Origin of the sequence: Streptomyces sp. NPDC048277 (genome assembly GCF_040652235.1) — a bacterium.
Classification (GTDB): domain Bacteria; phylum Actinomycetota; class Actinomycetes; order Streptomycetales; family Streptomycetaceae; genus Streptomyces.
Window position 1 is genome coordinate 11,783 of record NZ_JBEZLQ010000019.1, and the last position, 23,880, is coordinate 35,662.

The window sequence follows — 23,880 nt, forward strand, 5'->3', positions numbered from 1 at the left end:
CCGCCCTTGATCACCGAATGGCAGCGAGACAGTAACAGTTGACCCGCGCACGCCAATCTGGATGGAACCGGCCATGGCGGCTTGATTTGCTGGGGGCCAATCAAGCCTTGATCCCCGGGGGGACGAGTAATGAACTGGTACGTGGACGTACTGAAGAAGTACGCGGTGTTCAGCGGGCGCGCGCGCCGACAGGAATACTGGATGTTCTTCCTGTTCAACGTGATCATCAGCATTGTGCTGGCGGTCGTCGGACGGGTCATCGGGTTCTCCGCCCTCGGCGCGCTCTACAGCCTCGCGGTCTTCCTGCCCGGTCTGGGCGTCGCGGTCCGCCGGCTGCACGACATCGGCCGTTCGGGCTGGGCGATCCTGATCGCCCTCATCCCGCTGGTCGGCACGATCATCCTGATCGTCTGGCTCGCCTCCGAGGGCAAGCCCGAGGAGAACCAGTACGGCCCCAACCCGAAGTACGCGGACGCCGTCTGACTCTGTGTCACCCCGAAGGCCCGCCGGATCCGTCCGGCGGGCCTTCGGCCTGTTGCGGCCTAAGCGGCGGAGGACGAGCGCTTGTTGCGTTCGGTCTGGAGGTGCAGGACCAGGAAGAGGACGCGGAGGAGGTCGTCGGGAAGGGCGGTCCAGTCCTTCGGGAGGGTGATGCGGCGGGGGCGGCTGCCCAGGAGGTCGTAGGAGACGTCGAGCGGGCCGATCGCGCGCACCCGGCCGCTGAACCTGGGGTGGTCCACCGGGTAGGGGCCGATGCGGCGCGGAATCCCGGACCAGGCGGCGCAGTCGACGTCCCAGGTGCCGAACGTCCTCGGGACGCTGCTCAGGCGCGGGTAGCCGATCTCGGTGTCGCCGATGCGCCGCAGCCGGCTCCCGAGCAGGTCGTACTCCAGCGGATGCGGCCCGAGCGTCCGCGGCCTGCCGCCCCAGCTGCCGTAGTCGAGCTGGACGTCCCCGATGGAGCGCAGCCGGCCGCCCAACAGGTCGTAACCCAGTTCCAGTTCCATGTCCGCCGTCTCCCCCGTCGCTCGCCGGTCCCCGGTTTCCCGATTGTGCGGCCGGACCGGTTCGCCTTCCATGGCGGTCGTGTCACGGTTTCGCAGCCGTCCGCGAGATCCGTCCCCGCGGGGCGTGTCAGGCCCGCGGGGCGGGTCGGCCGTTCCAGCGGGCGAGGAACTTGCCGAGTTCCCACAGCGCCAGCAGCGCGAGTGCCGGGACCAGCGTCCAGGCGAACTGGGCCAGGTTCAGTTCGGTCGTCCCGAGCAGCCGGCGGAAGGCGTCCAGCTGGGTGACCAGGACGGCGAGGACGAACTCGATCAGCATGGCCCGGTTCATCTGTCTGCTGTCGAAACTGGCGGTGGTGAGCACGGTGTCCCGTTCGCTGCGGCACTCCAGCGCGGCCACGATCAGGCAGAGCGCGAAGGACGTGAACGCCATCGACTGGCCGATCGCGGTACTGCCGTAGCGCGAGGTGCCGAGTTCGATCAGGCAGAGCAGGCCGATGGTGATCGCGAGGCCGGACAGGCCGACGGTGAGCAGCACGCCCCGGGACAGCACATGCGCGCCGCGCGGCCGTGGCCGGCGGGCCATCAGGCCGGGGCTCTGCCGGTCGAAGCCGAGCGCGAAACCGAACGCCGCGTTGACGAAGAAGTGGATCCACAGCACCTGCGCCGGGGTGAAGGGCTCTCCGGCGGCGATGTCGAACAGGGTCGCGCCGAGGAACGTCAGCACGAACACCACGAGCAGGACGAGCACGAACCGGATGTACTTGGTGAGGTTGTCGTAGATCTTGCGGCCCTGCTCGACGGCGAAGACGATCGTGGCGAAGTTGTCGTCGGCGAGCACCAGGCGGCTCGCGTTCTTGGCGACCTCGGTCCCCGACCCCATGGCGATGCCGACGTCGGCCGCCTTGATGGCGGGGGCGTCGTTGACGCCGTCGCCGGTCATGGCCACCACGCGGCGCTTCTTCTTCAGGGTCTCGGCGAGCAGCACCTTGTGCTCGGGCGCGACCCGGCCGACGACGCCGATGCCGTCGATCCTGGCCAGCCGTTCGCTCTCCGGCAGGGCGGCGAAGTCCGCGCCGAGCACGGCCTCGCCCTCGATGCCGAGCTGGCGGGCGATGGCGGCGCCGGTGACGACGTCGTCGCCGGTCACCATCCGGACCCTGATGTGCGCGGCCTGCGCGTCGGCGACGGCGGCCTTCGACTCGGCGCGGGGCGGGTCGACCATCCCGACCAGGCTGGTCAGCTGCAGGCCGGTGACATGGCCGAGCAGGTCGCCGTCCGGGTCGAAGGCCGCCGGGTCGAGGTCGCGGCGGGCGGCGGCCATCACCCTGAGGCCCTCGCCGCCCATCCGCTCGACGTGCTGCTGCGCCCGCTGCCGCAGCGCGTCGTCCCACGGGACGGAGGTGCCCTGGCGCAGTGCGGTGGCGGCCCGGTCCATCAGGGCGGGCGCCGCGCCCTTCACGAAGCAGCGCACGACGGGGCGGCCGGTCTCGTCGGTGGCCTTGTTGAAGGTGGCCATCAGCTTGTAGGAGGGGTCGAAGGGCAGCACGGCCAGCCGGGGCAGCCGCTGACGGGTGGCGTCGACGTCCAGGCCGGCCTTGTGGCCGAGGACCAGCAGGGCGCCCTCGGTGGGGTCGCCGACCACCTTGCCGTCGACCAGCCGGGCGTCGTTGGCGACCAGGTAGGGCAGGATCGCGTCCGTGATGTCCGGGGCGCTGCCGATCGCGTGCCGGATCCTGCCCTCCAGGCCGTAGCCGGTCCCGGAGACGGTGTAGCGGTCGCCGGGGTCGACGACCTCCACCACGGTCATCTGGTTCATGGTGAGGGTGCCGGTCTTGTCGGAGTTGATCGCCGAGGTGAATCCCAGCGCCTCCACCGACGGCAGGTCCTTCACGATCGCCCGGCGCCGGGACAGGTCGATGGCGCCGATGGACAGGATCGTCTGGGACACGGTGGGCAGGGCCTCCGGGATGGCGGCGATCGCCAGCGAGACGGCGCTGACGAACAGCGCGTCCCACGCCGTACCGCGGCTGCGGCCCAGCGCGAACATCAGGATCATCGTCAGGCCGGCCGTGCCCGTGATCCACAGGGTGAGCCGGTCCATCTCGCGGGTCAGCGGCGAGGCCTCCCGGGGTGTGCTCGACAACATGCCCGAGATACGGCCGAGTTCGGTGCCGGCGCCGGTCGCCGTGACGACGACGGTGCCGCTGCCGTGGGTGACGGGGGTGTTCATGAACGCCATGTTGTGGCGCTCCCCGGGCGGCAGGCCGGTTCCGGTGAGCGTCCCCGTCTCCTTCGCGGCCGGGACGCTCTCGCCGGTCAGCGCCGACTCGTCGATCTGCAGGGCGTTCGCCGCGACGACACGGCCGTCCGCCGGCACCTCGTCGCCCGCCGTGAGCAGCACCACGTCACCCGGTACGACCTCCTCGGCGGGGATCTTCGACTCGGTGCCGTCCCTGCGCACCCGCGCGGTCGCCTTCATCATCGACTTCAGCGCGTTCATGGCGCTGTCCGCCTTGCCTTCCTGGCGCATCCCGACGACGGCGTTGAGGACGGTCAGGACGAGCAGCAGGACACCGGTGCTCCACTCCTTGATGACGAGGGAGACCACGGCGGCACCCACCAGGACCAGTTGCATGTAGCTGCGGTACTGGGCGAGGTAGCGGCGCCAGCCCGGCGGCACCTTCTCCTCGGGCAGCGCGTTCGGGCCGTGTGTACGCAGCAGTTCGGCGGCCCGGGCCGCGGAGAGTCCGGCGGCCGGATCCACACCGAAGGCGGCGGCCACCTCGTCCGGCGGTCGGGTGTACCACGTCCGGTCGTCGGCCGCCCGGTTCTGCGCGGCGTCTGTCTGCGCGGCCATGGAAGGTGCCTCCGATCCAGCTCCCCGTCGCTCACGCCCCTGTTGCTCATGGGCGGTCCCGGTTTTTCGCGTTAATCGCGCCCCTTGTGCTCATTCTTCTTTTTCTTCGCCTTCTTCTTTTTCGTCTCTTTGGGCTCGGGTGCCTCCGCCTCCAGTTCCCGTCTGGCCTCGGCCAGCGCATGCCGCGCCTCGTCGCCGACCTGCGGATACCGCGGGTCGATGTCGATCAGGGTGTGTGCCAGCACGGCGGCCGCGCACACCCGGGCGAACCACTTGTGGTCGGCGGGGACGACGTACCAGGGCGCCCATTGCGTGCTGGTGGCGGACAGCATCTGCGAGAACGCCCGTTGGTAGTCGTCCCAGCGGGCCCGCTCGCGCACGTCGGCGGACGAGAACTTCCAGTTCCGCTCGGGAACGTCGATGCGTTTGAGGAAACGGGTGCGCTGTTCTTCCTTCGACAGGTTCAGAAACAGTTTTACGATCCTGAAGCCGTTGTCGCTGAGATAGCGCTCCCAGTCGTTGATCTCCCGGTAGCGGCGCTCCCACACGTCCGGTCCGCGTGCCGAGTCGGGCAGCTTCTCGCGGCGCAGGTTCTCCGGATGCACCCGTACCACGAGCACTTCCTCGTAGTGGGAGCGGTTGAAGATGCCGATCTCTCCGCGCCGGGGCAGCTCACGGGCGTAGCGCCACAGGTAGTCGTGGTCGAGTTCCTCGTCCGAGGGCACCTTGAAGCCGGACACGCGTACGCCCTGCGGGTTCACTCCGCTCATGACATGGCGAATGGTGCCGTCCTTGCCCGCGGCGTCCAGCGCCTGCAGGCACAGCAGCACCCCGTAGGTGTCCTGGGCGGCCAGCCGCCGCTGATAGTCGGCCAGAAGTTCGATACCGCTGCGGAGCAGTTCGACGCCGTCCTCCTTCTTGCGGACACCGGCCTTGAAACCGGGGTCGAAGTCCTCGGCCAGCCGCACCTTGCTCCCGGGCTCGACCCGTAGAGGCTCGATGAACTCCGCTATGCGCGCGGCCCTGTCGTCGCCCATCGCCCGTTCACCCCTTCATCGCCCGTCCGCCCCTTCGCCGCCTGTCCGCCAGCACGGTCGGTGGTCGCCGCCCGGCCGGCCCGGCCCACCCGACCCGCACCGTCCCGGCGACAGCCGACCCTGCCTGTGCAGCAGCATCCGGCCGGGCGCCGGAACCGGCCTCACCCCTGGCGGGTGGTTCGGGCCGTTCCCGTGCGGCCGGAGGCAGCGGCGGAGTGCGCCGGGGAGTCCTGGAACGCCTGGATCACCAGCGCGGCGTAGCGCCGGGAGGCCGCGACCAGGGTGGCCGTCGACGCGGCGTGGAGGCCCCGGTGGGCCATGATCATGAGAATCAGGTCGTCCAGGACGAAGTCGGGGCGCAGCCGGCCGGTGCCCTTCGCGCGGTCGGCGAGTCTCGCGACCGCCTTCAGCGTGTCCGCGCGGTCCGCGGCGAAGTCCATCGCGTCGGGGAAGGCCGCCATGAAGGCCTCGCTGAATCCCCGGTCGTGCGCGCGCAGTTCGCAGACCCGCTCGATCACGAGACGGAAGCCGCGCCAGGGATCCGGGTCGGCGAGTGCTTCGTCGACGATGGTGTGGCAGGCCCGTATCCGGTCCGCGAAGGCCTCGGTGACCAGGTCCCGCTTGGTCGGGAACCGGCGGTACAGGGTGGCGGGGCCGACCCCGGCGCGCCGGGCGATCGCGCGCATCGGCACGTTCAGCCCCTCGGTGACGAACAGCGTACGGGCCGCGTCGAGGATGCGCGCGCGGTTGTCCTCGGCGTCGGAGCGCAGCGAGTGAGACAAACGGTCGGTCACCGCTCTCACATTAGCCAGCCGGACGGCGGCTCCGGTTAGCGTCCGAAACGGGCGACCGGAAGCCGGCGTGCGAAACGGGCGTCCGAAACGGGCGGACAGCCCGGTCCCGCTCGATCCCCCTATCAGGCAGGAGACCATCGTGAAAGCAGTCGTCATCCGCACGTTCGGCGGCCCCGAGGGCCTGGCCGTCATCGACCTCCCGGCGCCGGTTCCCGCCGCCGGACAGGTGCTGATCACGACCGAGGCGATCGGGGTCGGCGGTGTCGACGCCCTGATCCGGAGCGGTGCGCTCGCCGCCTACGGCTTCACCGAGGGCCATGTCCCCGGCGGCGAGGTGGCGGGCACGGTGACCGCCGTCGGCGACGGCGTCGACACGTCGTGGCTCGGCCGCCGGGTATGGGCGTTCACCGGTACGGGCGGGGGCTGTGCGGAACAGGCGGTCGCCCCGGTCGAGCAGATCCTCCCCCTCCCCGCGCACCTGTCCGCGGCCGACGCGGTGACACTCGGGAACTCCGGGGTGGTGGCCCACTTCGCCCTGGCCCACGCCCGCTTCGGGCCCGGTGAGTCGGTGCTGGTGCGCGGCGGGGCCGGCGGCATCGGGATCATGACGGTGCAGCTGGCGGCCCGGGGCGGCGCCGGTGCGGTGGCGGTCACGACGTCGTCGGCCGGGCGCGGCGAACGGCTGCGCGGGCTCGGCGCGACCCATGTGCTGGACCGCTCCGGCGCGGGGGACGGGGACGCGCCCGCCGGCTATGACGTCGTCATCGACGTCGTGGCGGGTGCGGACATGCCGTCGTTCCTCGACCGGCTCAACCCGAACGGCCGCCTCGTGGCCGTCGGCATGGTCGCGGGACCGCCGCCGGCCGACTTCGGGATGAGCCTGATGGCGGCGTTCCGCAGGTCCCTGTCGTTCGCGACCTTCAGCGCCGACACGGTGGGCGCGGCCGAGCGGCGTGCCGTCATGACCGAGCAGTTCGCCGCCGCGAACCGCGGCGGACTCGACACGGTGGTGCACGCCTCGCTGCCGCTGGAGCAGGCCGTACGGGCGCACCGGAAGATGGACGCCGGAGAGGTGTTCGGCCGCATCGTGCTCACGCCGTGACCGTCACCCGCGGCCGGCGCCGTATACCCGGAGGTCAGGCGGAAGCGTCGCCTCCGCCGCGCCGGGGAAGCACACCGGCCGCGAGGAGCGCGTCGTACACCCGCTGCTGTTCCTCGTCGAGCCCGGAGTAGAGCATGTCGTACGCCTCCTCCTCGCCCCGCACCATCGCGACGGGGTCCCAGTCGGCGCCGAGCGCCTCCATGACATGGGCGCGCCGGGTCATCTCGTGCCCGGTGAGATCGACGGCGAAGTCGACCGGCTCGGAGGGAAGGGCGGCATCAGAAGTGGACATATGACCGAATTTAGGCATGCGATCCGGCCACGACAAGGGTCCGTGGGGCACATCACAGCAGGTCAACGACACACCACGCACACCGGCACCGACAGCGCGGGACCGATCGGACACAGGCGTGCCGGGCCGCGCGTGGCGACCGTTTCGCCGGCAACCATCGGCGGCCATCGGCAACCAGCCGTCACGCGTGCGGTGTTGAGACCCGGTGGAGTCGGCGCTCGGGGTGCGGCCCGGGGCGGTCGAGCGGATAATCGAGACAGACACGGTTTCCGCCCCTCCGACCCGCCCACGACGGGGACGGCGGAACCGCTCGCCACACGGCTCTGCCCGCATGTCCGAAGGCGTCTCGCCCTCGCGCGGGAGCCGTCCGCACCCCTCTCGGTGATCAGCGCCTTCGGCGCGCCGCCGTCGTGACGACGGCCAAGCAGGTCAGGACGGGCCGGTTGTGCCGAAACGCGAAGATCCCCACACTCGCCGCTCCTCTTGCATCCGAACTCTTGTATCCGATGTGCATCCGATTGCATCCGAGGTATCCCATGACCAGGACCTGCCGCCTCAACTGCATCGTTCCTCCGCACCTTCTCGAAAAGCTCCTGAGAAGTGACGACGCCGAAGTGCACAAGGCCGCCCTGGCCACCTTGCTGACCACCGCCTCCCTGCGGGGCGAGCGCACGGTCAGGGCGTCCTTCGCCGGCATCGCCACCCCGGGCAACGGCCGGCGCACCGTCTTCGACTGCCAGAACGGCAGGATGCTGCCCCTAGCGGTGCTGGTCCGGACGGAGGACGGAGCCGCGTCCGCGGACGAGTCGGTCAACCGGGCGTTCGACGGGCTGGGCACGACGCGCGACTTCTACCACGACGTGTTCAACCGCGATTCGATCGACGACCACGGAATGCGCCTGGACGGGTACGTCCACTTCAGCACGCACTACAACAACGCGTTCTGGGACGGGCAGCAGATGGTCTTCGGTGACGGGGACGGACGGATCTTCACCGACTTCACCGGGTCCCTCACCGTCATCGCCCACGAGTTGACGCACGGAGTCACCGAGAACACCGCGGGACTCGCGTACCACAACCAGCCGGGGGCCCTGAACGAGTCGGTGTCGGACGTCTTCGGGTGCCTGGTCAACCAGTGGTCGCTGAAGCAGTCCGTCGACGAGGCCGACTGGATGATCGGGCCCGAGATCTTCACCCCGGGCATCGAGGGCGACGCGCTGCGTTCGATGAAGGACCCGGGGCACGCGTACGACAACCCGCTGCTCGGCAAGGACCCGCAGCCCGACCACATGAGCAAGTACGTCAATCTGCCCGACACCGAGAACGGCGACTTCGGCGGGGTGCACATCAACTCCGGTATTCCGAACAAGGCGTTCTACCTGGCGGCCACCGGCATCGGCGGCTTCGCGTGGGAGGCCCCCGGACTCATCTGGTACGAGTCGCTCAAGGCGTCCGACGCGGAGACCCAGTTCCAGGACTTCGCGGACACCACGTACCAGAAGGCCGAGGGACTGTACGGGGCGGGCAGCGCCGAACAACTGGCCGTGCTGACGGCCTGGCAGGACGTGGGCATCCAGATCAGCGGGGTCCCCACCGGGGTCGCCCGGGCCCGCAGCCTCGCCGCCGGCCGCGACGGCGCGGTCGGCCGGGAGGACGGTCTGGCCGCCCTGAGCAAGCAGATCGGCGCACTGGCCGCCCAGGTGACGGGCCTGTCCAAGGACGTGACCGCGCTGAAGGCGAGCAGGTGACCGCCCGCGGGTGACGCGGGCGGTCCTACGACGGGTTCTACGACGATGAAGGTGACCTTGGTGACCCACGGCGGGCAGGCGGCCGGCATCAACCTCCGCCTCCCGCCCAGGACGCTGGACTCCGGCACCCTGCCCTCGGACGCCGCGGCGGAACTCGCCCGGCTGGTGGCGGCGGCCGTCCCCGAGGCCGGGAAGGAACGGCCGCACGGCCGCCCTGCCCCGGACGCCATGAGCTACACGATCACGGTGGAGGACGGCGGCCGTACGACCGTACTCACCCAGTCGGACACCACCATGTCCCCGGCGTTCGCGGCCCTCCTCGGCCGACTGGAGCAGTACTTCGCGCAGCCGGACGGGCGAGGGTGAACCCGGCCCGCCTGGCATCTCCTCGGCGCACATGCTGTGCTCCGAGGAGATGCCATGCAGGTAGCCGTACTCACCTTCGACGGATTCAACGAACTCGACAGCTTCATCGCCTCCGCGCTGATCCATGAACGGCGTCGAGGTGACCGGGCAGCGCCCCATGGAGTTCGTGACCGAGGCCGACGTCGTACTCGTCGGCAGCGGGGTGCGGACGCGGGACGTGGTCGCCGACGACCGGCTGGTGTCCAGGCTGCGGCTCGCCCCCTCGCGGCAGCTGATCGGCGCGCAGTGCTCCGGCGCGCTGGTACTCGCCCGGCTCGGGTTGCTCAACTCCATGCCGGCCTGCACGGACCGCAAGAGCCGGCCCTTCGTGGAGGCCTGCGGCGTCACCGTGCTGGACGCGCCGTTCCACGCCGAGGGGAACATCGCCACGGCCGGCGGAGCCCCGGTCGGCGAGAACGAGGAGACTGTCGAGCGCGCCCTGCGTGCCGTCCGCACGGGCGAGGCCGCGCTGCGCTGACACCCGCCGCGGAATACGCCTTCGCCCCTTGGCAGTTGAGGCAAATCCAAAACTTGGGCGGGGAGGCGCGGTGGTCACGCGATGAGAGCGGTGCGGTTCCACGAGTACGGCGGGATCGACGTCCTGCGGGTGGAGGAGGTGGCGCGGCCGGTGCCCGGCGCCGGGCAGGTGCTGGTCGAGGTGCGCGCCGCCGGGATCCAGCCCGGTGAGGTGATGATCCGCGAGGGCGCGCGGCACGGCCGCTGGCCAGCGACGTTCCCCTCCGGGCAGGGCAGTGACCTGGCCGGTGTCGTGGTGGAGACGGGCCCGGAGGTGCGCGGCTTCACGGTGGGCGACGAGGTCGTGGGCTTCACCCACCGCAGGGCGAGCCACGCGGAGTTCGTCGTGGTCGACGACGTGCACGTGGTCGCCCGTCCGCAGGGGCTGTCCTGGGACGTGGCCGGGTCGTTGTACGTGGCGGGCACGACCGCCTACGCCTGTGTGTTCGCGGTGGACCCCGGTCCGGCCGACACGGTCGTGGTGTCCGGCGCGGCGGGCGGCGTCGGCTCGCTCGCCGTACAGCTCGCGCGGCGGCGCGGCGCCACCGTGATCGGGCTGGCGGGCGAACGGAACCACGCCTGGCTGAAGGAACGCGGTGTCGTGCCGGTCGAGTACGGGGACGGCGCGGCCGAGCGCATCCGGCAGGCGGCCGGCGGGCGCGTCGACGCGTTCATCGACACGTTCGGCGACGGCTATGTGCGGCTGGCGGTGGAGCTGGGCGTGCGGCCCGAACGGATCAACACGATCCGCGACTGGCGGGCGGCGGCCGAGATCGGCGCGCGGACCTACGGAGAGGGCTCGGCGGCGTCCGCGGTCGTGCTCGGCGAACTCGCCCGGCTCGCCGCGCGCGGGGAGCTGGTGGTGCCGATCGCCCGCACCTACCCGCTGGAGCAGGTACGGGAGGCGTTCCGCGAGCTGGAACGCGGGCACACCCACGGCAAGATCGTGCTCCGGCCGTAGCGTCGGTCGCGTCCGGCTCGGCCGCGGCCCGCGAGCGGCGCGGAACCCTCGTCCGCCTCGGCGCGCGCGACCGCTCGGGGCCCTGCTCCCGGTTTGCGGGCCGTTGCGCGGGAGCCGATCCTGGAGGGGAGGCATGCCGATCGATCGTGTGGACCGAGCGCAGGGTCCGCGGAGTGCGTGCGCCCGCGGACCGAGCAGGGAGCGGGTTCCAGATGAGGCTTGTCGTCGATCTCAACCGGTGCCAGGGATACGCGCAGTGCGTCTTCCTCGCCCCGGACGTCTTCGCCCTGCACGGCGAGGAAGCGTTGCTGTTCTCCCCTCGCTTCGACGAGGAACACCGTGACCGGGTGGAGAAGGCCGCTGCCGCCTGCCCGGTCCAGGCCATTCTCGTCGACTACTCGGACGAGCCGACCCTGACCGGGCGGGTGGAGTCCCATGTCGGCTGACACGGACGTCGAGGTCCTGCGGCGCCAGGGCCGCATCGTCGTCGTCGGTGCCTCGCTGGCCGGTCTGCGCGCCGCGGAGACCTTGCGGGACCAGGGCTTCACGGGATCGCTGACCATGATCGGCGACGAGCCGTACGAGCCCTACGACCGGCCGCCGCTGTCCAAGCAGGCGCTGCTCGGACGGGCCCGGCCCGATGACACCGCGCTGCCGCGCCGGCGCGACATCGACGCCGAATGGCATCTGGGCGTCGCCGCCGAGGGCCTGGACCGGGACGCCAAGAAGGTACGCCTGGCGAACGGCGACACCGTCCCCTACGACCGCCTGCTGATCGCCACCGGGACCAGGGCACGGCCCTGGATCCACCCGGAACAGGCCGAGCTGGACGGGGTGTTCGTGCTGCGGACCCGGGACGACTCCGCCCGCCTGACCCGGAAACTCTCCGGAGGTGTGTCGCGGGTGCTGGTGATAGGCGCCGGTTTCACGGGCTCCGAAGTCGCCTCCGCCTGCCGGGAGTTGGGAATCAACGTCACGGTCGCCGAACGCGGCCCGGCGCCGCTGGTGGGCGCCCTCGGCGGGGTGATCGGCGCGGTCGCGGACGGGCTGCAGCGCAGGCACGGTGTCGACCTGCGGTGCGGCATCAGCGTCACCGCCCTGGAGGGCGACGACGTGGGACGGCTCCGGCGCGCCCATCTGTCCGACGGTTCGGCGATCGACGTGGAGGTGGCGGTCGTCTCGCTCGGTGCCATGCGGAACACGGAATGGCTGGTCGGCTCGGGGCTGGCCGCGGGTCCCCGGGGGATCGCCTGCGACGCCGGGTGCCGGGTGTTCGACGTCAACGGCATCGTCACCGACGACATCTACGCCGCCGGCGATGTCGCACGCAGCCCCCACCCCCTGTTCGACTACCAGTTCCTGGCGCTGGAGCACTGGGGCAACGCGGTCGAACAGGCCGAGATCGCCGCGCACAACATGATCTGCGCGGGCCCCGAGCGCCGTCCGCACCTGTGGCTGCCGATGTTCTGGTCCTCCCAGTTCGGTGTCAACATCAAGTCGGTGGGTGTGCCCTCGCTGGGCGACCAGCTGGTCGTCGCACAGGGGACGCTCACCGAGGAGCGGTTCGTCGCGGTGTACGGGTACCGCGGCCGCGTCATCGCCGCGGCGTCCTTCGACGGGGGCAAGTGGCTGGGGTTCTACGAGGAGCAGATCGCGTCCGGCGCGCCGTTCCCGCCGGCGTACCGCACGGTCGACCGCCGCGCCGAGGCGCTGCAGCCGGTCGACCCGGCCTTCCCCGACCCCCATCTGCCCACCCACGGGGCCACCGTCACGCTGACAGGTCACTCACCGAGCGAACGGCGTGTCGAGTTCGTTCCGTCGCATGCCTGATCACCATGCCTGATCACCGGCGCTGAACCCGCCCGGAGCCTTCGGGAGACACCATGACGTCCGACCCCATCACCGCGCGGATCACCGACTACGCCAACCGGGCCGATCCGTACCCGCTCTACGCGGAACTGCGCAAGACACCGGTCAGGCGGGAGGACGACGGAACCTACCTGGTCAGCACCTACCACGAGGTGCGGAGCCTGGCCAACGACCCGCGGCTGAGCAACGACACGCGCAACCGCCCGCCGGGCTACGCCCGTCCCGGGCAGCCGGAGGAGGAGTCCGGCCTGCCGCCCAGCTTCATCTTCACCGATCCGCCCGTGCACGACCGGCTGCGCGACACCATCAACCGGCCGTTCGGTCCCCCGCACAGCCCCGGGTTCCTGGACAGCCTGCGCGGAGAGCTGGCCAGGGTCGTCACCGAACTGCTCGACTCCTTCGAGGGCAAGGACGAGGTCGACATCGTCGAGGACTTCTCCTACCCCCTGCCCGTCACCGCCATCTGCAAGGTCCTCGGGGTGCCGCGCGAGGACGAACCGCGCTTCCACGGCTGGGCCGACGCCCTGGCGTCCGCACTCGACCCCCGCCCCGGCGGCGGGGACGACGGCCAGGAGAAGGGACAGCGGGCACGCCAGGAGCTGGGCTCCTACCTGTCCGACCTGATCGAGACCAAACGCCGCCACCCCGGCCCCGGGATCCTCAGCGCGCTCGCCCCCGACATGACACCGGCGGACCTGGAGGCCACCGCGGTGCTGCTCCTGGTCGCCGGCCACGAGACCACCGTCAACGCGATCACCAACACGACCCTCACCCTGCTGCGCCACCCCGACGTCCTCGACCGGTTCCTGAGGAATCCGGACCTGGCCGTGCCGCTCATCGAGGAGGTGCTGCGCTACGAGCCCCCGGTCCAGTTCGTCCCGTGGACCACCGCCCTGGCCGACATCGACGTCGCCGGCACCACGATCCCCGAGGGCTCGCCGGTCTGGCTCATGCTCGCCGCGGCCAACCGCGACCCCCAGCGCTTCCTGGACCCCGACCGGTTCGACCCCGACCGCAAGGACAACGAGCACCTGGGTTTCTACACCGGCATCCACTACTGCTTCGGCGCCCCGCTCGCCCGGATCGAACTGCATCTGGCCGTGCCCGAGCTGTTCCGCCGGGTCAGATTCTCCAGGCTGCTGGAGGACCCGCCGCCGTACCGTGCCAACGCGGTGCTGCGCGGCCCCCGCCACCTTCGCGTGGCGATCGACGGCGTCACGGCCTGACGGTGCGTGAGGCTCCGCGGGAAAGGGTTGCCGCGGCCATGCGCCGTACGGCTTCGGTGAGCAGCTCGGGCGAGGCGGCCAGGTTCAGCCGGGCGTGTCCCGCGCCGCCGGTTCCGAAGGACGGCCCGGAGTTGAGGGCCACCTTGCCGTGTTCGAGGAAGACGGCCGCCGGGTCGTCGCCCAGGCCCAGGTTCCGGCAGTCCAGCCAGGCGAGGTAGGTGCCCTCGCCGGGCCGGTAGCGGACGCCGGGCAGGTGGTCGGCGAGGAGACCGGCGAGGAGGTCGCGGTTGGCGGCGAGGCCGTCGAGGAGGCCGTCGAGCCAGGGAGTGCCCTCGCGCAGGGCGGCGGTGTGGGCGATGACGCCCAGGTGGCTGGGGCCTTCCTGGACCCAGGCGGGGATCCGGGCGAGGTCGTCGGCGGCGGCCGGGCCGGCGAGGGCGACGGCGGCCTTGAGCCCGGCCAGGTTCCACGCCTTGGACGCGGACATCAGCGCCATGCCGTTCTCGGCACCCGGAACGCTCAGGTACGGCACGAACACGGCCCCCGGCAGCACGAGAGGGGCGTGGATCTCGTCGGAGACGACGCGGACGCCGTGCCGGGCGGCCAGCGCGGCGAGGGCGGTCAGCTCGTCGGCGGTGTGCACGGTCCCGGTGGGGTTGTGCGGGCTGCACAGCAGGTGGACCGGCCGGGAACCGTGCCGCGCGGCGCGCTCGAACGCCTCCTCCAGGGCGGCGAGATCGAGGCGCCCGTCCTCGCCGAGCGGGGCTTCCTCGATGCGCCGGCCGGTGTGTTCCACGAAGTGGTAGAAGGGCGGATAGACGGGGCAGTTGACCACCACGGCGTCGGCCGGGGAGGAGATCACGTCGAGGATCTCGACGATGCCGCGCATCACGTCCGGCATCATCGCCGTGCGCTCCACGACGACGCCGTCCCAGCCCCACCGCTCACGGGCGAACCCCGCCAGCGCCTCGGCGTACGCGGTGCCGGCCGGGTAGCCGGTGTCGCCACGGGTGACCGCGTCCGTGATGGCCCGGGCCACCGGTTCCGCGGGCAGTACGTCCATCTCGGCCACGAACAGCGGCAGCACGTCGGGGGGATACACATGCCATTTCTCGCTGGTGCGCAGCCGGAGCTGGTCCAGGGAGACCTGACACAGGGGGTTCGTTTCGCCGGATATACCGCTGTTCACACTGTTCGCACTGCTCATGCGGCAAAGGATAGGCGGAGCGGCCCGCGAAGTGCTTGCCTTCTCTCGCCGCTCGCAGGCCCTGATGCGAGGATTACGCGCATGGACGACATCGACCGCGAAATTCTTGCGCAGCTCCAGCGGGACGGGAGGCAGACGATCACGGAGCTGGCCGAACGCGTACGGGTCAGCGTGTCCCGCTGTCAGCGTCGTCTACGGGATCTCGAACGCTCAGGCGTGATCAGCGGCTACCACGCCACCCTCAACGGCGCCGCCGTCGGGCTGGGCTTCGAGGTGCTGGTCTTCGTCCACCTGCGCCACGGCGACCGCGAGCAGCTCGCGGCATTCGACGAGGGGCTCACGGCCATCCCCGAAGTGATCCAGGCGGAGCGGCTGTTCGGCACTCCCGACTATCTGCTGCGGGTGGTGACCGAAGACCTGGAGGCCTACCAGCGCCTCTTCGAGGACAGACTCTCCACACTGCCCAACGTCAACCAGCTCACGTCGACCATCGTCATGAAGCGGGTGATCGCCCCCCGCCCCATGCCCCTCTGACGCCCCCCGCCAGGCGCGGCCCGGGTCCGGATCGCACCCGCTCAGGCCTGTCGCCTGGAGAGCGACAGCCGGCGCCACTCCCGGTCGACGTCGGTGACGACGACCGTCAGCCGATCGCCGACCCGTACGACGTCCTCCGGCGCCGCCACCGGCACCGAACTCAGCTCGGACAGCCGCACCAGGCCCTCGATGCCCTCGGCGACCTCCACGAAGACACCGAACGGGACCAGTTTGGTCACCCGCCCGCTCAGTCTCCTGCCCACCACGATGTTCTCGTTCTCGACGAACACCAGGAAGGGGTCCGGCCGCATCGCCCGCAGGGACAGCCGGGCCTCCCCGTTCCAGGTGTCGAACTGCAGGAACTCGCACGACACCCGCTGCCCGACCTCGACGACATCGGACACCGCCTCGACACGACGCCAGGACAGCTCGGGATACGTGATGAACCCGACCCCGGGATACACCGGATGCGCAGGGCCCTCGTCCAACGCCACGAACACGCCGAACCGCTCGATCGCCGCCACGGTCCCCGTCAGGACATCGCCGAGACGAAGCCCCTTGAGGAACGCCCAGAGTTCCGGGTTCTCGGTGGCCGCCATCGACAACCGCACCCGGCCCGCGTCCGGATCCACGTCCACCACCTCGCCGGTGACCCGCTGCCCGACCACGGCAACGTCGAACAGGCGCCGGCAGCAGGAATCGTCCAACGGCCTCTCCGGCCGAAGCATCCCCCATACCGCAAGGCTCTCACGGGCAGAGCCGCACGGGAGGAGGCCGGGTGCCGCGGCGCCTATCAGTGCGTGTGGCCGCTCGAAGCCTGCGCCGGGCCCGTGTTCTTGACCGTACAACCGCGCGGGCTCCGCTGATGTGATCGTCAAGTTTGCTCAGGCGCCGAGGTGGGCGAGCCAGCGCAGTGCGCTGAGACTCGGCAGGAAGAAGTACTCCCCGCCGCGGGTGATGACAAAGCGCTCCACGCCGTGCAGGCGGCGCCGGACGGGGTGCTGCGGGACCGTGAAGATGCCGGTGCCGTCGTTGTCGCCCGTGAGCAGGTCCTTCTCCTCGTCAAGGCCCGTGAAGTGGCCGTCGTTGAGCCATTGCGACTTCACGAACTCAAACTGACGGTCGAGGTGTGAGCCGATGAAGACGAACACAATGCCGCGGTCAGCGCCATCGTCGTCCAGGATGCCGGCCGACAGCGGCGGACCATAGTTGGTGCCCCGCCGAATCATGCGGTGCAGGCGAACGTCGCCGATGATCTCCGAGTCGCGCGGGTTGGCCCGCCTGGCGTGGGCGCCGTGGGGGCAGATCGCGCCGCGCGGATCGGACTCGTAGCGGAAGCCGTTGTTGCGCTGATCGTCCGACCCCAGGGCCGGGTCGTCGTGCTCGGGCGCCAGGACCAAGGGGGCGCCGCTCTGCCAGCGGCCCACGATCTTGGCGGCGAGCAGCGCCTCCTCGTCCGGGCTACCGGAGTTGTCGCGTAGATATCGGCGGAAGGCGGCGACGCGTGTGTGCAGCTTCCGCCAGGCCACGAAGGTGCCGTTGCGGCCCAGTTCGGCCGGCTGCGGCATCGGCGGCAGGTTTCCGGTCTCGTCGGGATAGCCGAGCACGAACTCGCCCGCCTTGAGCACGGAGCCGTCATCAGGCGGGGCCCCGGCGCCGCTGCCTTCGATCGTGGGGTTACCGATGCCGTCCTTGTAGCCGAAGGTGGTGCGCCCCGTGGACAACTGGTAGAAGTCCTGCCGATGGACTTCCCGAAGACCGGGAAGCTGCGCATGAGCCTTGCGTGCACGTTCGAGGACGACCGCCAATGACTCCTGGTCGGCGGCCAGGAGGGACAGCACGACGTGCACCTGGCCGGTGCCGAAGGGCGGCTCCCAGCGTGGGGGCGCACTGTCCCCCGTGTCACCGATGAACTCGGCGCGTGCCGCCATGCCCTGCCGGAACTCCTCGGGGAAGGTGTTCAGGGAGGCCGGTGGGACCTGAAGCGCTTCGAGCCCCCGGTACGTCAGTCCGACGTTGAGGAGCGCCGGCAGATCGGGCTGCCACCAGTTGGCAGCCGAGTCGACCAGCTCTGCCAGGCGACCCATCAACTGACGTCCGGCAGCAGGATCGTCCACACGGAGCAGGATGTAGGTGCCGACGTACGGTGACGGCCGGTTGCGCAGCACGATTCCCTGAATCTCGTCCAGCTGCAGTGGTGTGGCTCCGGTCGCTGTCATGGCGTCCTCCCGGTCAGGTACCGGCCGACTTTGTACCAATTACCGCTACTTTCCGGTCTGTCCGACACGACACATCGCACGATTGACCAACGCATGGGCGCGTGGGGTTGCCCGAAGCGCGAGGTTCTGCCGCGCGAGCCGTAGCGCTCGCAGGGGATCGCCGCCGACGGTCAGCCAGAACTCGGCCGCGTGATCGGCGTACGCCTCGGGGTGGCGCGCCATCAACTCCTCGTAGCGCGCGGCGACGCGACCACGCCAGAGACGTGCCTCCGCCGACTCCCCCGCCGATGTCCCTGACGTGGTCAGGAGGTGAGCGAGCCGGGTCGCGTAGTCGGGATCGTCGCTGGCGAGGGCCAGCCGGCGCAGGTGCTCGATCGCCACGGCCGTCCGGCCTTCGGCAGCGTCGGTCTCGGCGAGGTGACCCCGAGCCGGCACGTAGGACGGCAGCCGTGAGACGGCCGACTCCAGCCAGACGCGCGCGCTCACCAGGCCGCCCCGGTCCAGCCACATCTTCCCGCACTGGAATTCGAGGACCGCCGGCGGAAAGGGACTGACCCCGCGGTAGGCGCGTCTCGCCGCCAGGAACCACGTCTCGGCCTCATCCGCCGGGCCGCCCTCGGCATGACAGCGGGCCATGGCTCCGAGGGTCCTGAAGTCCCTCCGTACCGACAGTGCCTCTCGAAGCAGCGCGAACGCCTCGTCGTACCGCCCGACCGCCTGCCGGACGGCTGCTCGCTCCTCGTCCACGGTGCGTCGATCGAGCCCCAGCGCGGCCGCCGCGTCCAGATCGTCCAGCGCCGCCGGGAACCGGTGGAAGAGGGCCGCCGTCCTGGCGCGCGTCATGAGCGAGTGAGGATCGCGCGGCGCCCGGTCGACGAAGGTCTCCGCCAGCGCCGCGGCGTGCTCGGCCTCGTCGACGCGGCCCCGTACGTGCCCGCGCAGGGCGGTCAGCTCCACCAACTCGCCCCAGCCGTCGACGGTGAGCCTTTCCCGCGCCGCCTGCGACGTCAGACCTTCGATGCGCGCGTCGAGATTGCCCATGGCGATGACGCCGGCTGTCGTGTGCGGCCCGCCGGCGAGGCCGGGACCTGTCGCACCGCCGGCACACGTGGCCGCCGTGGAGCGGCTCATCGGCTCGCGGCGGCCTTCGGAATGGTGGCCGCCTGCTCGGGCGGGTGCGGGTTGGCCGGTGCCAGGTACGGGAACTCCCGCAGGGGTGGAGCGGTCCCGTCGACGCCGTCGCTCACACGTGGGCCGTGGCCCGCGTTGACGATCAGCGTGTAGAGCGTGTCGATGACATCGTCGCCCAGCGACCGGCCGCCACAGGTCGCATGCTCGCGTCCCTCCAGCAGGGCCCGCTCGATCTCGAAATAGCTGTCCTCGGCGTACGGCTCGGCGACGTCCACGACCAGGAAGTCCGCGAGCAGCAGCTCCGTCAGTGGATGTGTCCCGTCCGGCCGCATCGTCCAGTCCAGTTTGCCGTCGAGACCGTCGAAGAAGACCAGGTTGGCATTGAGCCGTGCGCGATAGGCGTCCATGTAGCTCGGACCCGGCCGGAACGGGTCTTCCTCGTTGTAGAGGTCGCGCAGGTCCACGACCTTGTTGGCGGTGTCGACCCCGTTGTCCGACATGAGGATGTTCTTGACCTCGGGGCGGCCGAGGCGTTCGAGGCGCACGGGATACGGTCCCGCGGTGACGGTTTCCGCCGCGACGGCGAAGACGCTGCCCGAAGCCGCCCCGAACACCCCGGCGACGTCGAGCTCCGCCACGACGGTCAGGACGTCGGCGCCCTCCAGGGTGTTGGTGCCCTTGGGCAGGAAGGCGAGCCGCCGGTCCGCCCGTGTCTCCACCTCCTTGGCCACGTCCATGAAGAAGGGATCCAGCCGCAGCCCGGCATAGCAGCGCACGCCATGGCCCTCGCCGCCCCGCTCGTCGTTCACCAGGAACGAGACCGATTCGCCGTTCGGCAGCACACACGTACCCCACTGCGCCGGCTCCCCCTTGTCATCCGGTCCGACCGGAGCCGAGAAGGTGCAGGTAAGCGCGAATTCGTCGGTGCCGACGTCGAAGAGTGAGCCGGAACCCCCCACGGGCACGGACACCGGACGGACGCGGAAGCGATAGCTCGCAGCGTCGGAGAACAGGGCTCCCGGCCGGGCGTTGGGAAAGACGTTCATGACGAGGACGAGCCGACCCGCCCGGGAGGGGCTGGGAAAGGCGAAGAGGTCCGTCAGATCTATCGCCGGATCGGCCAGGGCGCGGGTGCCGGAAAGATGGTCGGACATGATGCTGCGACCTCCGCTGACGGGGCCCGGCCGACAACCTCGCACCGTTGCCGGGCCGCCCGGTGGATCCCAGGCACCACGGCCACGGCCACGGCACCTGGACGCGAGACAACCGCTAGGCGGACGCAGTGTCCAGCAACGCGTTGAACGCCTGCGTGACCTTCTGCGCCTTGGTGGTGTCCTCGACCGTCATCGTCGGATTGGAGGCATACCACATGTCCGCCTCAACGATCTTCGTCGACAGCCAGTCGACCATCTTCGGATCGGACGCCCCGGGCCAGCCCTCAACGGTATCTTCGAACATCTCGTCGAACCACGGCCCGGCGTTGGCGAAAATGTCAGCCATGTAGGGCCTGAAGTCACCGTCATAGGTGACCGCGCCTATGACCTGAGTGTCATCGTTGATGAACGTGACGCGGAAGTCGTGGACAGTGCCGACGAGCTTTTCGTAGCGCCAGGCGTCCTCCTGGATCTTGGCGGCCTTCTGGTGGAACCTCTCCGCCCCGCCCGGCTTGGCATCGAGGAGAACGGTGATTTCCGCTACCTCCCCGACGCGCTTGCCGAGACCGTCGGGCTGCCTGGCCACGGTGGGAGTCGCGTCCCCCGGAGTCGCCGACTGCGCGGAGCTCTGTGTCGTCATGGCTCCCTCTCCCTTTGATCATCTATCGGCTGGGCTGCAGGCTCTCCTCCGTTCCGGGCGCGTTCCGGACTGCCTTCATAGCCAGCTTTGTCGTCCCCCAGGGCATCGGCAAGACGATCACGCCACGCCGGAAACCGTCGAGCCCCCTCCCATTCCGGGAAGGGGCTCGATCTGCGAGTCGCCACGTCAGTGCGCGTGACCACTCGCAGCAGGCGCCGGCGCGGCGTTCTTGACCGTCAGGGGGAGCAGCTTCTTGCCGGTCGGGCCGATTTGGATGGAGGTGTCCATCTGCGGGCACACTCCGCAGTCGAAGCACGGTGTCCAGCGGCAGTCCTCGACCTCCGTCTCGTCGAGGGCGTCCTGCCAGTCCTCCCAGAGCCAGTCCTTGTCGAGGCCCGAGTCGAGGTGGTCCCAGGGGAGGACCTCCTCGTAGGTGCGCTCGCGGGTGGTGTACCAGTCGACGTCCACGCCGAAGGGGGCGAGGGACTTGTCGGCGCAGGCCATCCAGCGGTCGTAGGAGAAGTGCTCGCGCCAGCCGTCGAAGCGGCCGCCGTCCTCGTAGACCGCGCGGATGACGGCGCCGATGCGGCGGTCGCCGCGGGAGAGCAGGCCCTCGACGATGCCGGGCTTGCCGTCGTGGTAGCGGAAGCCGATCGAGCGACCGTACTTCTTGTCGCCGCGGATCTTGTCGCGGAGCTTCTCGAGGCGGGCGTCCGTCTCCTCCGCCGAGAGCTGCGGGGCCCACTGGAAGGGGGTGTGGGGCTTGGGGACGAAGCCGCCGATCGACACCGTGCAGCGGATGTCGTTGGAGCGGGAGACCTCACGGCCCTTGGCGATGACCTTCGTCGCCATGTCGGCGATCTGGAGGACGTCGTCGTCGGTCTCGGTGGGCAGGCCGCACATGAAGTAGAGCTTGACCTGGCGCCAGCCGTTGCCGTAGGCCGTCGAGACCGTACGGATGAGGTCGTCCTCCGAGACCATCTTGTTGATGACCTTGCGGATGCGTTCGGAGCCGCCCTCGGGGGCGAAGGTGAGGCCGGAGCGGCGGCCGTTGCGCGTGAGCTCGTTCGCCAGGTCGATGTTGAAGGCGTCGACGCGGGTGGAGGGGAGGGAGAGGCCGATCTTGTCTTCCTCGTAGCGGTCGGCCAGGCCCTTGGCGATGTCGCCGATCTCCGAGTGGTCCGCACTCGACAACGACAGCAGCCCGACCTCCTCGAAGCCCGTTGCCTTCAGGCCCTTCTCCACCATCTCGCCGATGCCCGTGATCGAGCGCTCGCGCACCGGGCGGGTGATCATGCCGGCCTGGCAGAAGCGGCAGCCTCGGGTGCAGCCGCGGAAGATCTCCACCGACATGCGCTCGTGGACCGTCTCCGCGAGCGGGACCAGGGGCTGCTTGGGGTACGGCCACTCGTCCAGGTCCATGACCGTGTGCTTGGAGACGCGCCACGGGACGCCCGACTTGTTGGGGACCACACGGGCGATACGGCCGTCGGGCAGGTACTCGACGTCGTAGAACGCCGGGATGTAGACACCGCCGGTCTTCGCAAGGCGGAAGAGGACCTCCTCACGGCCGCCGGGGCGGCCCTCCGCCTTCCACTCCCGGATGATCCTCGTCATGTCGAGGACGGCCTGCTCGCCGTCGCCGATGATCGCCGCGTCGATGAAGTCCGCGATCGGTTCGGGGTTGAAGGCCGCGTGGCCGCCCGCGAGGACGATCGGGTCGTCGAGCGTACGGTCCTTCGACTCCAGCGGGATGCCCGCCAGGTCCAGCGCCGTGAGCATGTTGGTGTAGCCCAGCTCCGTGGAGAAGGACAGGCCGAACACGTCGAAGGCCTTCACCGGGCGGTGGCTGTCCACCGTGAACTGCGGGACGCGGTGCTCGCGCATCAGCGCCTCCAGGTCCGGCCACACGCTGTACGTGCGCTCGGCGAGGACGCCCTCCTGCTCGTTGAGCACCTCGTAGAGGATCATGACGCCCTGGTTGGGCAGACCGACCTCGTACGCGTCCGGGTACATGAGTGCCCAGCGGACGTCGCTGGTCTCCCAGGGCTTGACCGTGGAGTTGAGCTCTCCGCCGACGTACTGGATCGGCTTCTGCACGTGCGGGAGCAGAGCTTCGAGCTGCGGGAACACAGACTCGGCGACCTGGGTGGCGGCTTCGGCAGGCATCTCGCGGACCTTTGTGAGCTGACGGAGGTGACCATCTAGCCTAACCCGGTCGGCGGCCCCCTCCGTACGCCCCGATCAGAGGAGCGTCTCGGCCTTGACGGACTCCCAGGCCTCCGGCAGTCCGGCCTCGACCGCCGCCGCGGCCTGCTCCTCGCGGCCGTAGAGCAGCCCGTACGTGAAGGTGCTCTCCCCCGCCGCGTGGGCCACCGCGGACAGCTCCCGCAGGGCCTCGCGGGCCATCACGCTGTCCTGGTGCTCGCCGACCTGGGTCTGGATCGACTTCATGGACCTGACCATGGTCTTCGCCGGTCTGCCGAGGGCGGGCTGGGCCGCCTCGGCGGCGTAGCGGGTGCGCTTGGCCTTCTTGCGGGCCTCGTGCAGGCCGAGGTCGCGGTCGTGGCCGGGGGGCTGTGCCATGGCCGTCTCGATCAGGTCGGTGACCTTCGCGAAGTCCTTGTGCACGGCCTTGGTGAGCACCTTCTCCGGGGCGTCGGCCGCCGCCTTCAGCAGGGGCGGGCCGGCGACGAAGGCGTCGAGTGTGTCCAGCAGGGCCAGGTAGCGCTTGGAGTCCAGGACGCCCAGCAGCCGGCCCCGGGAGCCGCGCTCGCCCTCGTCGGCCCAGCTCCGCATACGGTCGTGGACGGGGCCGGCGACGAGGGTGTCGGGCAGGCCGGCGAGGGCCGCCAGCAGGCGTTCGGCCAGGACCTCCTGGTCGCGGCCCACGCCCAGCTCGCCGGCCAGCCATTTGAGCTCGTCGGCGATCGGGTCGGTGACCTCGCGGTCGAGCACCTTGCCGAAGGTGCGGAACGTGCTGCGCAGCCGGCGGGTGGCGACGCGCATGTCGTGCACGCCCTCCTCGGTGTCCAGGCGTACGGCCGGGTCGAGCTCGACGATCGCGTCCCGCTGGGCGCGGACGTAGGCCATGACATGGTCGCCCGCGGTGACCGGCTCGCCGGTGCGGGCCGTCCCGGGCTCCTCGACCTTCCCAGGCTCCTCGGCCGCCCCGGCCTTC

The 23,880-nt window shown here is 70.5% G+C and carries 22 protein-coding genes and 1 pseudogene; 10 read left to right on the forward strand and 13 right to left on the reverse strand.

Translation table 11 applies throughout. The annotated features are described in order from the left end of the window. Positions 1 to 129: 129 nt before the first annotated feature. Positions 130 to 483 carry a DUF805 domain-containing protein gene (locus AB0D85_RS34235; RefSeq protein WP_362328823.1) on the forward strand — a complete coding sequence of 118 codons (354 nt, stop codon included), beginning with the start codon at positions 130 to 132 and terminating at the stop codon, positions 481 to 483. Positions 484 to 542: 59 nt separating this feature from the next. Here AB0D85_RS34235 and AB0D85_RS34240 read toward each other — a convergent pair whose 3' ends face one another. From AB0D85_RS34240 to AB0D85_RS34255, 4 genes are all read right to left on the reverse strand, one after another. Then, positions 543 to 1,007, reverse strand: coding sequence for a hypothetical protein (locus tag AB0D85_RS34240; protein WP_362328825.1), 465 nt, complete (start codon positions 1,005 to 1,007; stop codon positions 543 to 545). Between the two features lie 127 nt (positions 1,008 to 1,134). Beyond that, complete coding sequence (locus AB0D85_RS34245; protein WP_362328827.1) at positions 1,135 to 3,864, reverse strand: HAD-IC family P-type ATPase; 2,730 nt, start codon at positions 3,862 to 3,864, stop codon at positions 1,135 to 1,137. 71 nt (positions 3,865 to 3,935) lie between these two features. After that, positions 3,936 to 4,901 carry a polyphosphate kinase 2 family protein gene (locus tag AB0D85_RS34250; protein WP_362328829.1) on the reverse strand — a complete coding sequence of 322 codons (966 nt, stop codon included), beginning with the start codon at positions 4,899 to 4,901 and terminating at the stop codon, positions 3,936 to 3,938. A gap of 161 nt (positions 4,902 to 5,062) precedes the next feature. Further along, positions 5,063 to 5,695 (reverse strand): helix-turn-helix domain-containing protein, encoded by a 633-nt coding sequence (locus AB0D85_RS34255; protein ID WP_362328831.1) that lies wholly within the window; start codon positions 5,693 to 5,695, stop codon positions 5,063 to 5,065. Between the two features lie 139 nt (positions 5,696 to 5,834). On the opposite strand from AB0D85_RS34255, the gene AB0D85_RS34260 reads away from it, so the two are divergent. Continuing rightward, entirely contained in the window at positions 5,835 to 6,797 is a 963-nt protein-coding gene (locus AB0D85_RS34260; protein ID WP_362328833.1) for a zinc-binding dehydrogenase, read from the forward strand. Positions 6,798 to 6,831: 34 nt separating this feature from the next. Here AB0D85_RS34260 and AB0D85_RS34265 read toward each other — a convergent pair whose 3' ends face one another. Then, entirely contained in the window at positions 6,832 to 7,089 is a 258-nt protein-coding gene (locus AB0D85_RS34265) for a DUF6400 family protein (protein WP_362328835.1), read from the reverse strand. A 536-nt stretch (positions 7,090 to 7,625) separates the two neighbouring features. On the opposite strand from AB0D85_RS34265, the gene AB0D85_RS34270 reads away from it, so the two are divergent. From AB0D85_RS34270 to AB0D85_RS34300, 7 genes and pseudogenes are all read left to right on the forward strand, one after another. Continuing rightward, positions 7,626 to 8,837 carry a M4 family metallopeptidase gene (locus AB0D85_RS34270; RefSeq protein WP_362328837.1) on the forward strand — a complete coding sequence of 404 codons (1,212 nt, stop codon included), beginning with the start codon at positions 7,626 to 7,628 and terminating at the stop codon, positions 8,835 to 8,837. 45 nt (positions 8,838 to 8,882) lie between these two features. Continuing rightward, a complete protein-coding gene (locus AB0D85_RS34275; protein WP_362328839.1) occupies positions 8,883 to 9,203 on the forward strand; it encodes a protealysin inhibitor emfourin in 321 nt (106 codons plus the stop codon). Between the two features lie 54 nt (positions 9,204 to 9,257). Then, positions 9,258 to 9,720 (forward strand): annotated as a pseudogene (locus tag AB0D85_RS34280) (AraC family transcriptional regulator). Positions 9,721 to 9,801: 81 nt separating this feature from the next. Next, a complete protein-coding gene (locus AB0D85_RS34285) occupies positions 9,802 to 10,719 on the forward strand; it encodes an NADP-dependent oxidoreductase (protein WP_362328841.1) in 918 nt (305 codons plus the stop codon). Between the two features lie 212 nt (positions 10,720 to 10,931). Then, positions 10,932 to 11,165: a ferredoxin gene (locus AB0D85_RS34290; RefSeq protein ID WP_362328843.1), complete on the forward strand. Its 234-nt coding sequence runs from the start codon at positions 10,932 to 10,934 to the stop codon at positions 11,163 to 11,165. After that, a complete protein-coding gene (locus tag AB0D85_RS34295; RefSeq protein ID WP_362328845.1) occupies positions 11,155 to 12,549 on the forward strand; it encodes an FAD-dependent oxidoreductase in 1,395 nt (464 codons plus the stop codon). Before AB0D85_RS34290 ends, AB0D85_RS34295 begins: the two co-directional genes overlap by 11 nt. Before the next feature lie 53 nt (positions 12,550 to 12,602). After that, the gene (locus AB0D85_RS34300) at positions 12,603 to 13,814 is read left to right on the forward strand and encodes a cytochrome P450 (RefSeq protein WP_362328847.1); all 1,212 of its coding nucleotides are present in this window, start codon (positions 12,603 to 12,605) and stop codon (positions 13,812 to 13,814) included. Here AB0D85_RS34300 and AB0D85_RS34305 read toward each other — a convergent pair. Then, positions 13,804 to 15,021, reverse strand: coding sequence for an aminotransferase class I/II-fold pyridoxal phosphate-dependent enzyme (locus tag AB0D85_RS34305; protein WP_362328849.1), 1,218 nt, complete (start codon positions 15,019 to 15,021; stop codon positions 13,804 to 13,806). The genes AB0D85_RS34300 and AB0D85_RS34305 overlap by 11 nt on opposite strands. An 81-nt stretch (positions 15,022 to 15,102) precedes the next feature. On the opposite strand from AB0D85_RS34305, the gene AB0D85_RS34310 reads away from it, so the two are divergent. Then, positions 15,103 to 15,555, forward strand: coding sequence for an Lrp/AsnC family transcriptional regulator (locus AB0D85_RS34310; RefSeq protein WP_362328851.1), 453 nt, complete (start codon positions 15,103 to 15,105; stop codon positions 15,553 to 15,555). 41 nt (positions 15,556 to 15,596) lie between these two features. Here the strand turns inward: AB0D85_RS34310 and AB0D85_RS34315 are convergent, their stop codons facing one another. The 7 genes from AB0D85_RS34315 to AB0D85_RS34345 form a co-directional block, all read right to left on the reverse strand. Beyond that, positions 15,597 to 16,262: a S1 RNA-binding domain-containing protein gene (locus AB0D85_RS34315; protein ID WP_362328853.1), complete on the reverse strand. Its 666-nt coding sequence runs from the start codon at positions 16,260 to 16,262 to the stop codon at positions 15,597 to 15,599. 177 nt (positions 16,263 to 16,439) lie between these two features. After that, a complete protein-coding gene (locus AB0D85_RS34320; protein WP_362328855.1) occupies positions 16,440 to 17,723 on the reverse strand; it encodes a Dyp-type peroxidase in 1,284 nt (427 codons plus the stop codon). A gap of 96 nt (positions 17,724 to 17,819) precedes the next feature. Next, the gene (locus AB0D85_RS34325; protein ID WP_362328857.1) at positions 17,820 to 18,905 is read right to left on the reverse strand and encodes a hypothetical protein; all 1,086 of its coding nucleotides are present in this window, start codon (positions 18,903 to 18,905) and stop codon (positions 17,820 to 17,822) included. Next, a complete protein-coding gene (locus AB0D85_RS34330) occupies positions 18,902 to 20,059 on the reverse strand; it encodes a DUF4331 family protein (RefSeq protein WP_362328859.1) in 1,158 nt (385 codons plus the stop codon). The genes AB0D85_RS34325 and AB0D85_RS34330 overlap by 4 nt, the downstream gene beginning before the upstream one ends. Positions 20,060 to 20,174: 115 nt before the next feature. Continuing rightward, entirely contained in the window at positions 20,175 to 20,699 is a 525-nt protein-coding gene (locus tag AB0D85_RS34335; protein WP_362328861.1) for a hypothetical protein, read from the reverse strand. 186 nt (positions 20,700 to 20,885) lie between these two features. Beyond that, positions 20,886 to 22,868: a TIGR03960 family B12-binding radical SAM protein gene (locus AB0D85_RS34340; protein ID WP_362328863.1), complete on the reverse strand. Its 1,983-nt coding sequence runs from the start codon at positions 22,866 to 22,868 to the stop codon at positions 20,886 to 20,888. A gap of 75 nt (positions 22,869 to 22,943) precedes the next feature. Continuing rightward, positions 22,944 to 23,880 (reverse strand): CHAD domain-containing protein (locus tag AB0D85_RS34345; RefSeq protein ID WP_362328865.1); only part of this gene is annotated, 937 nt, incomplete at its 5' end.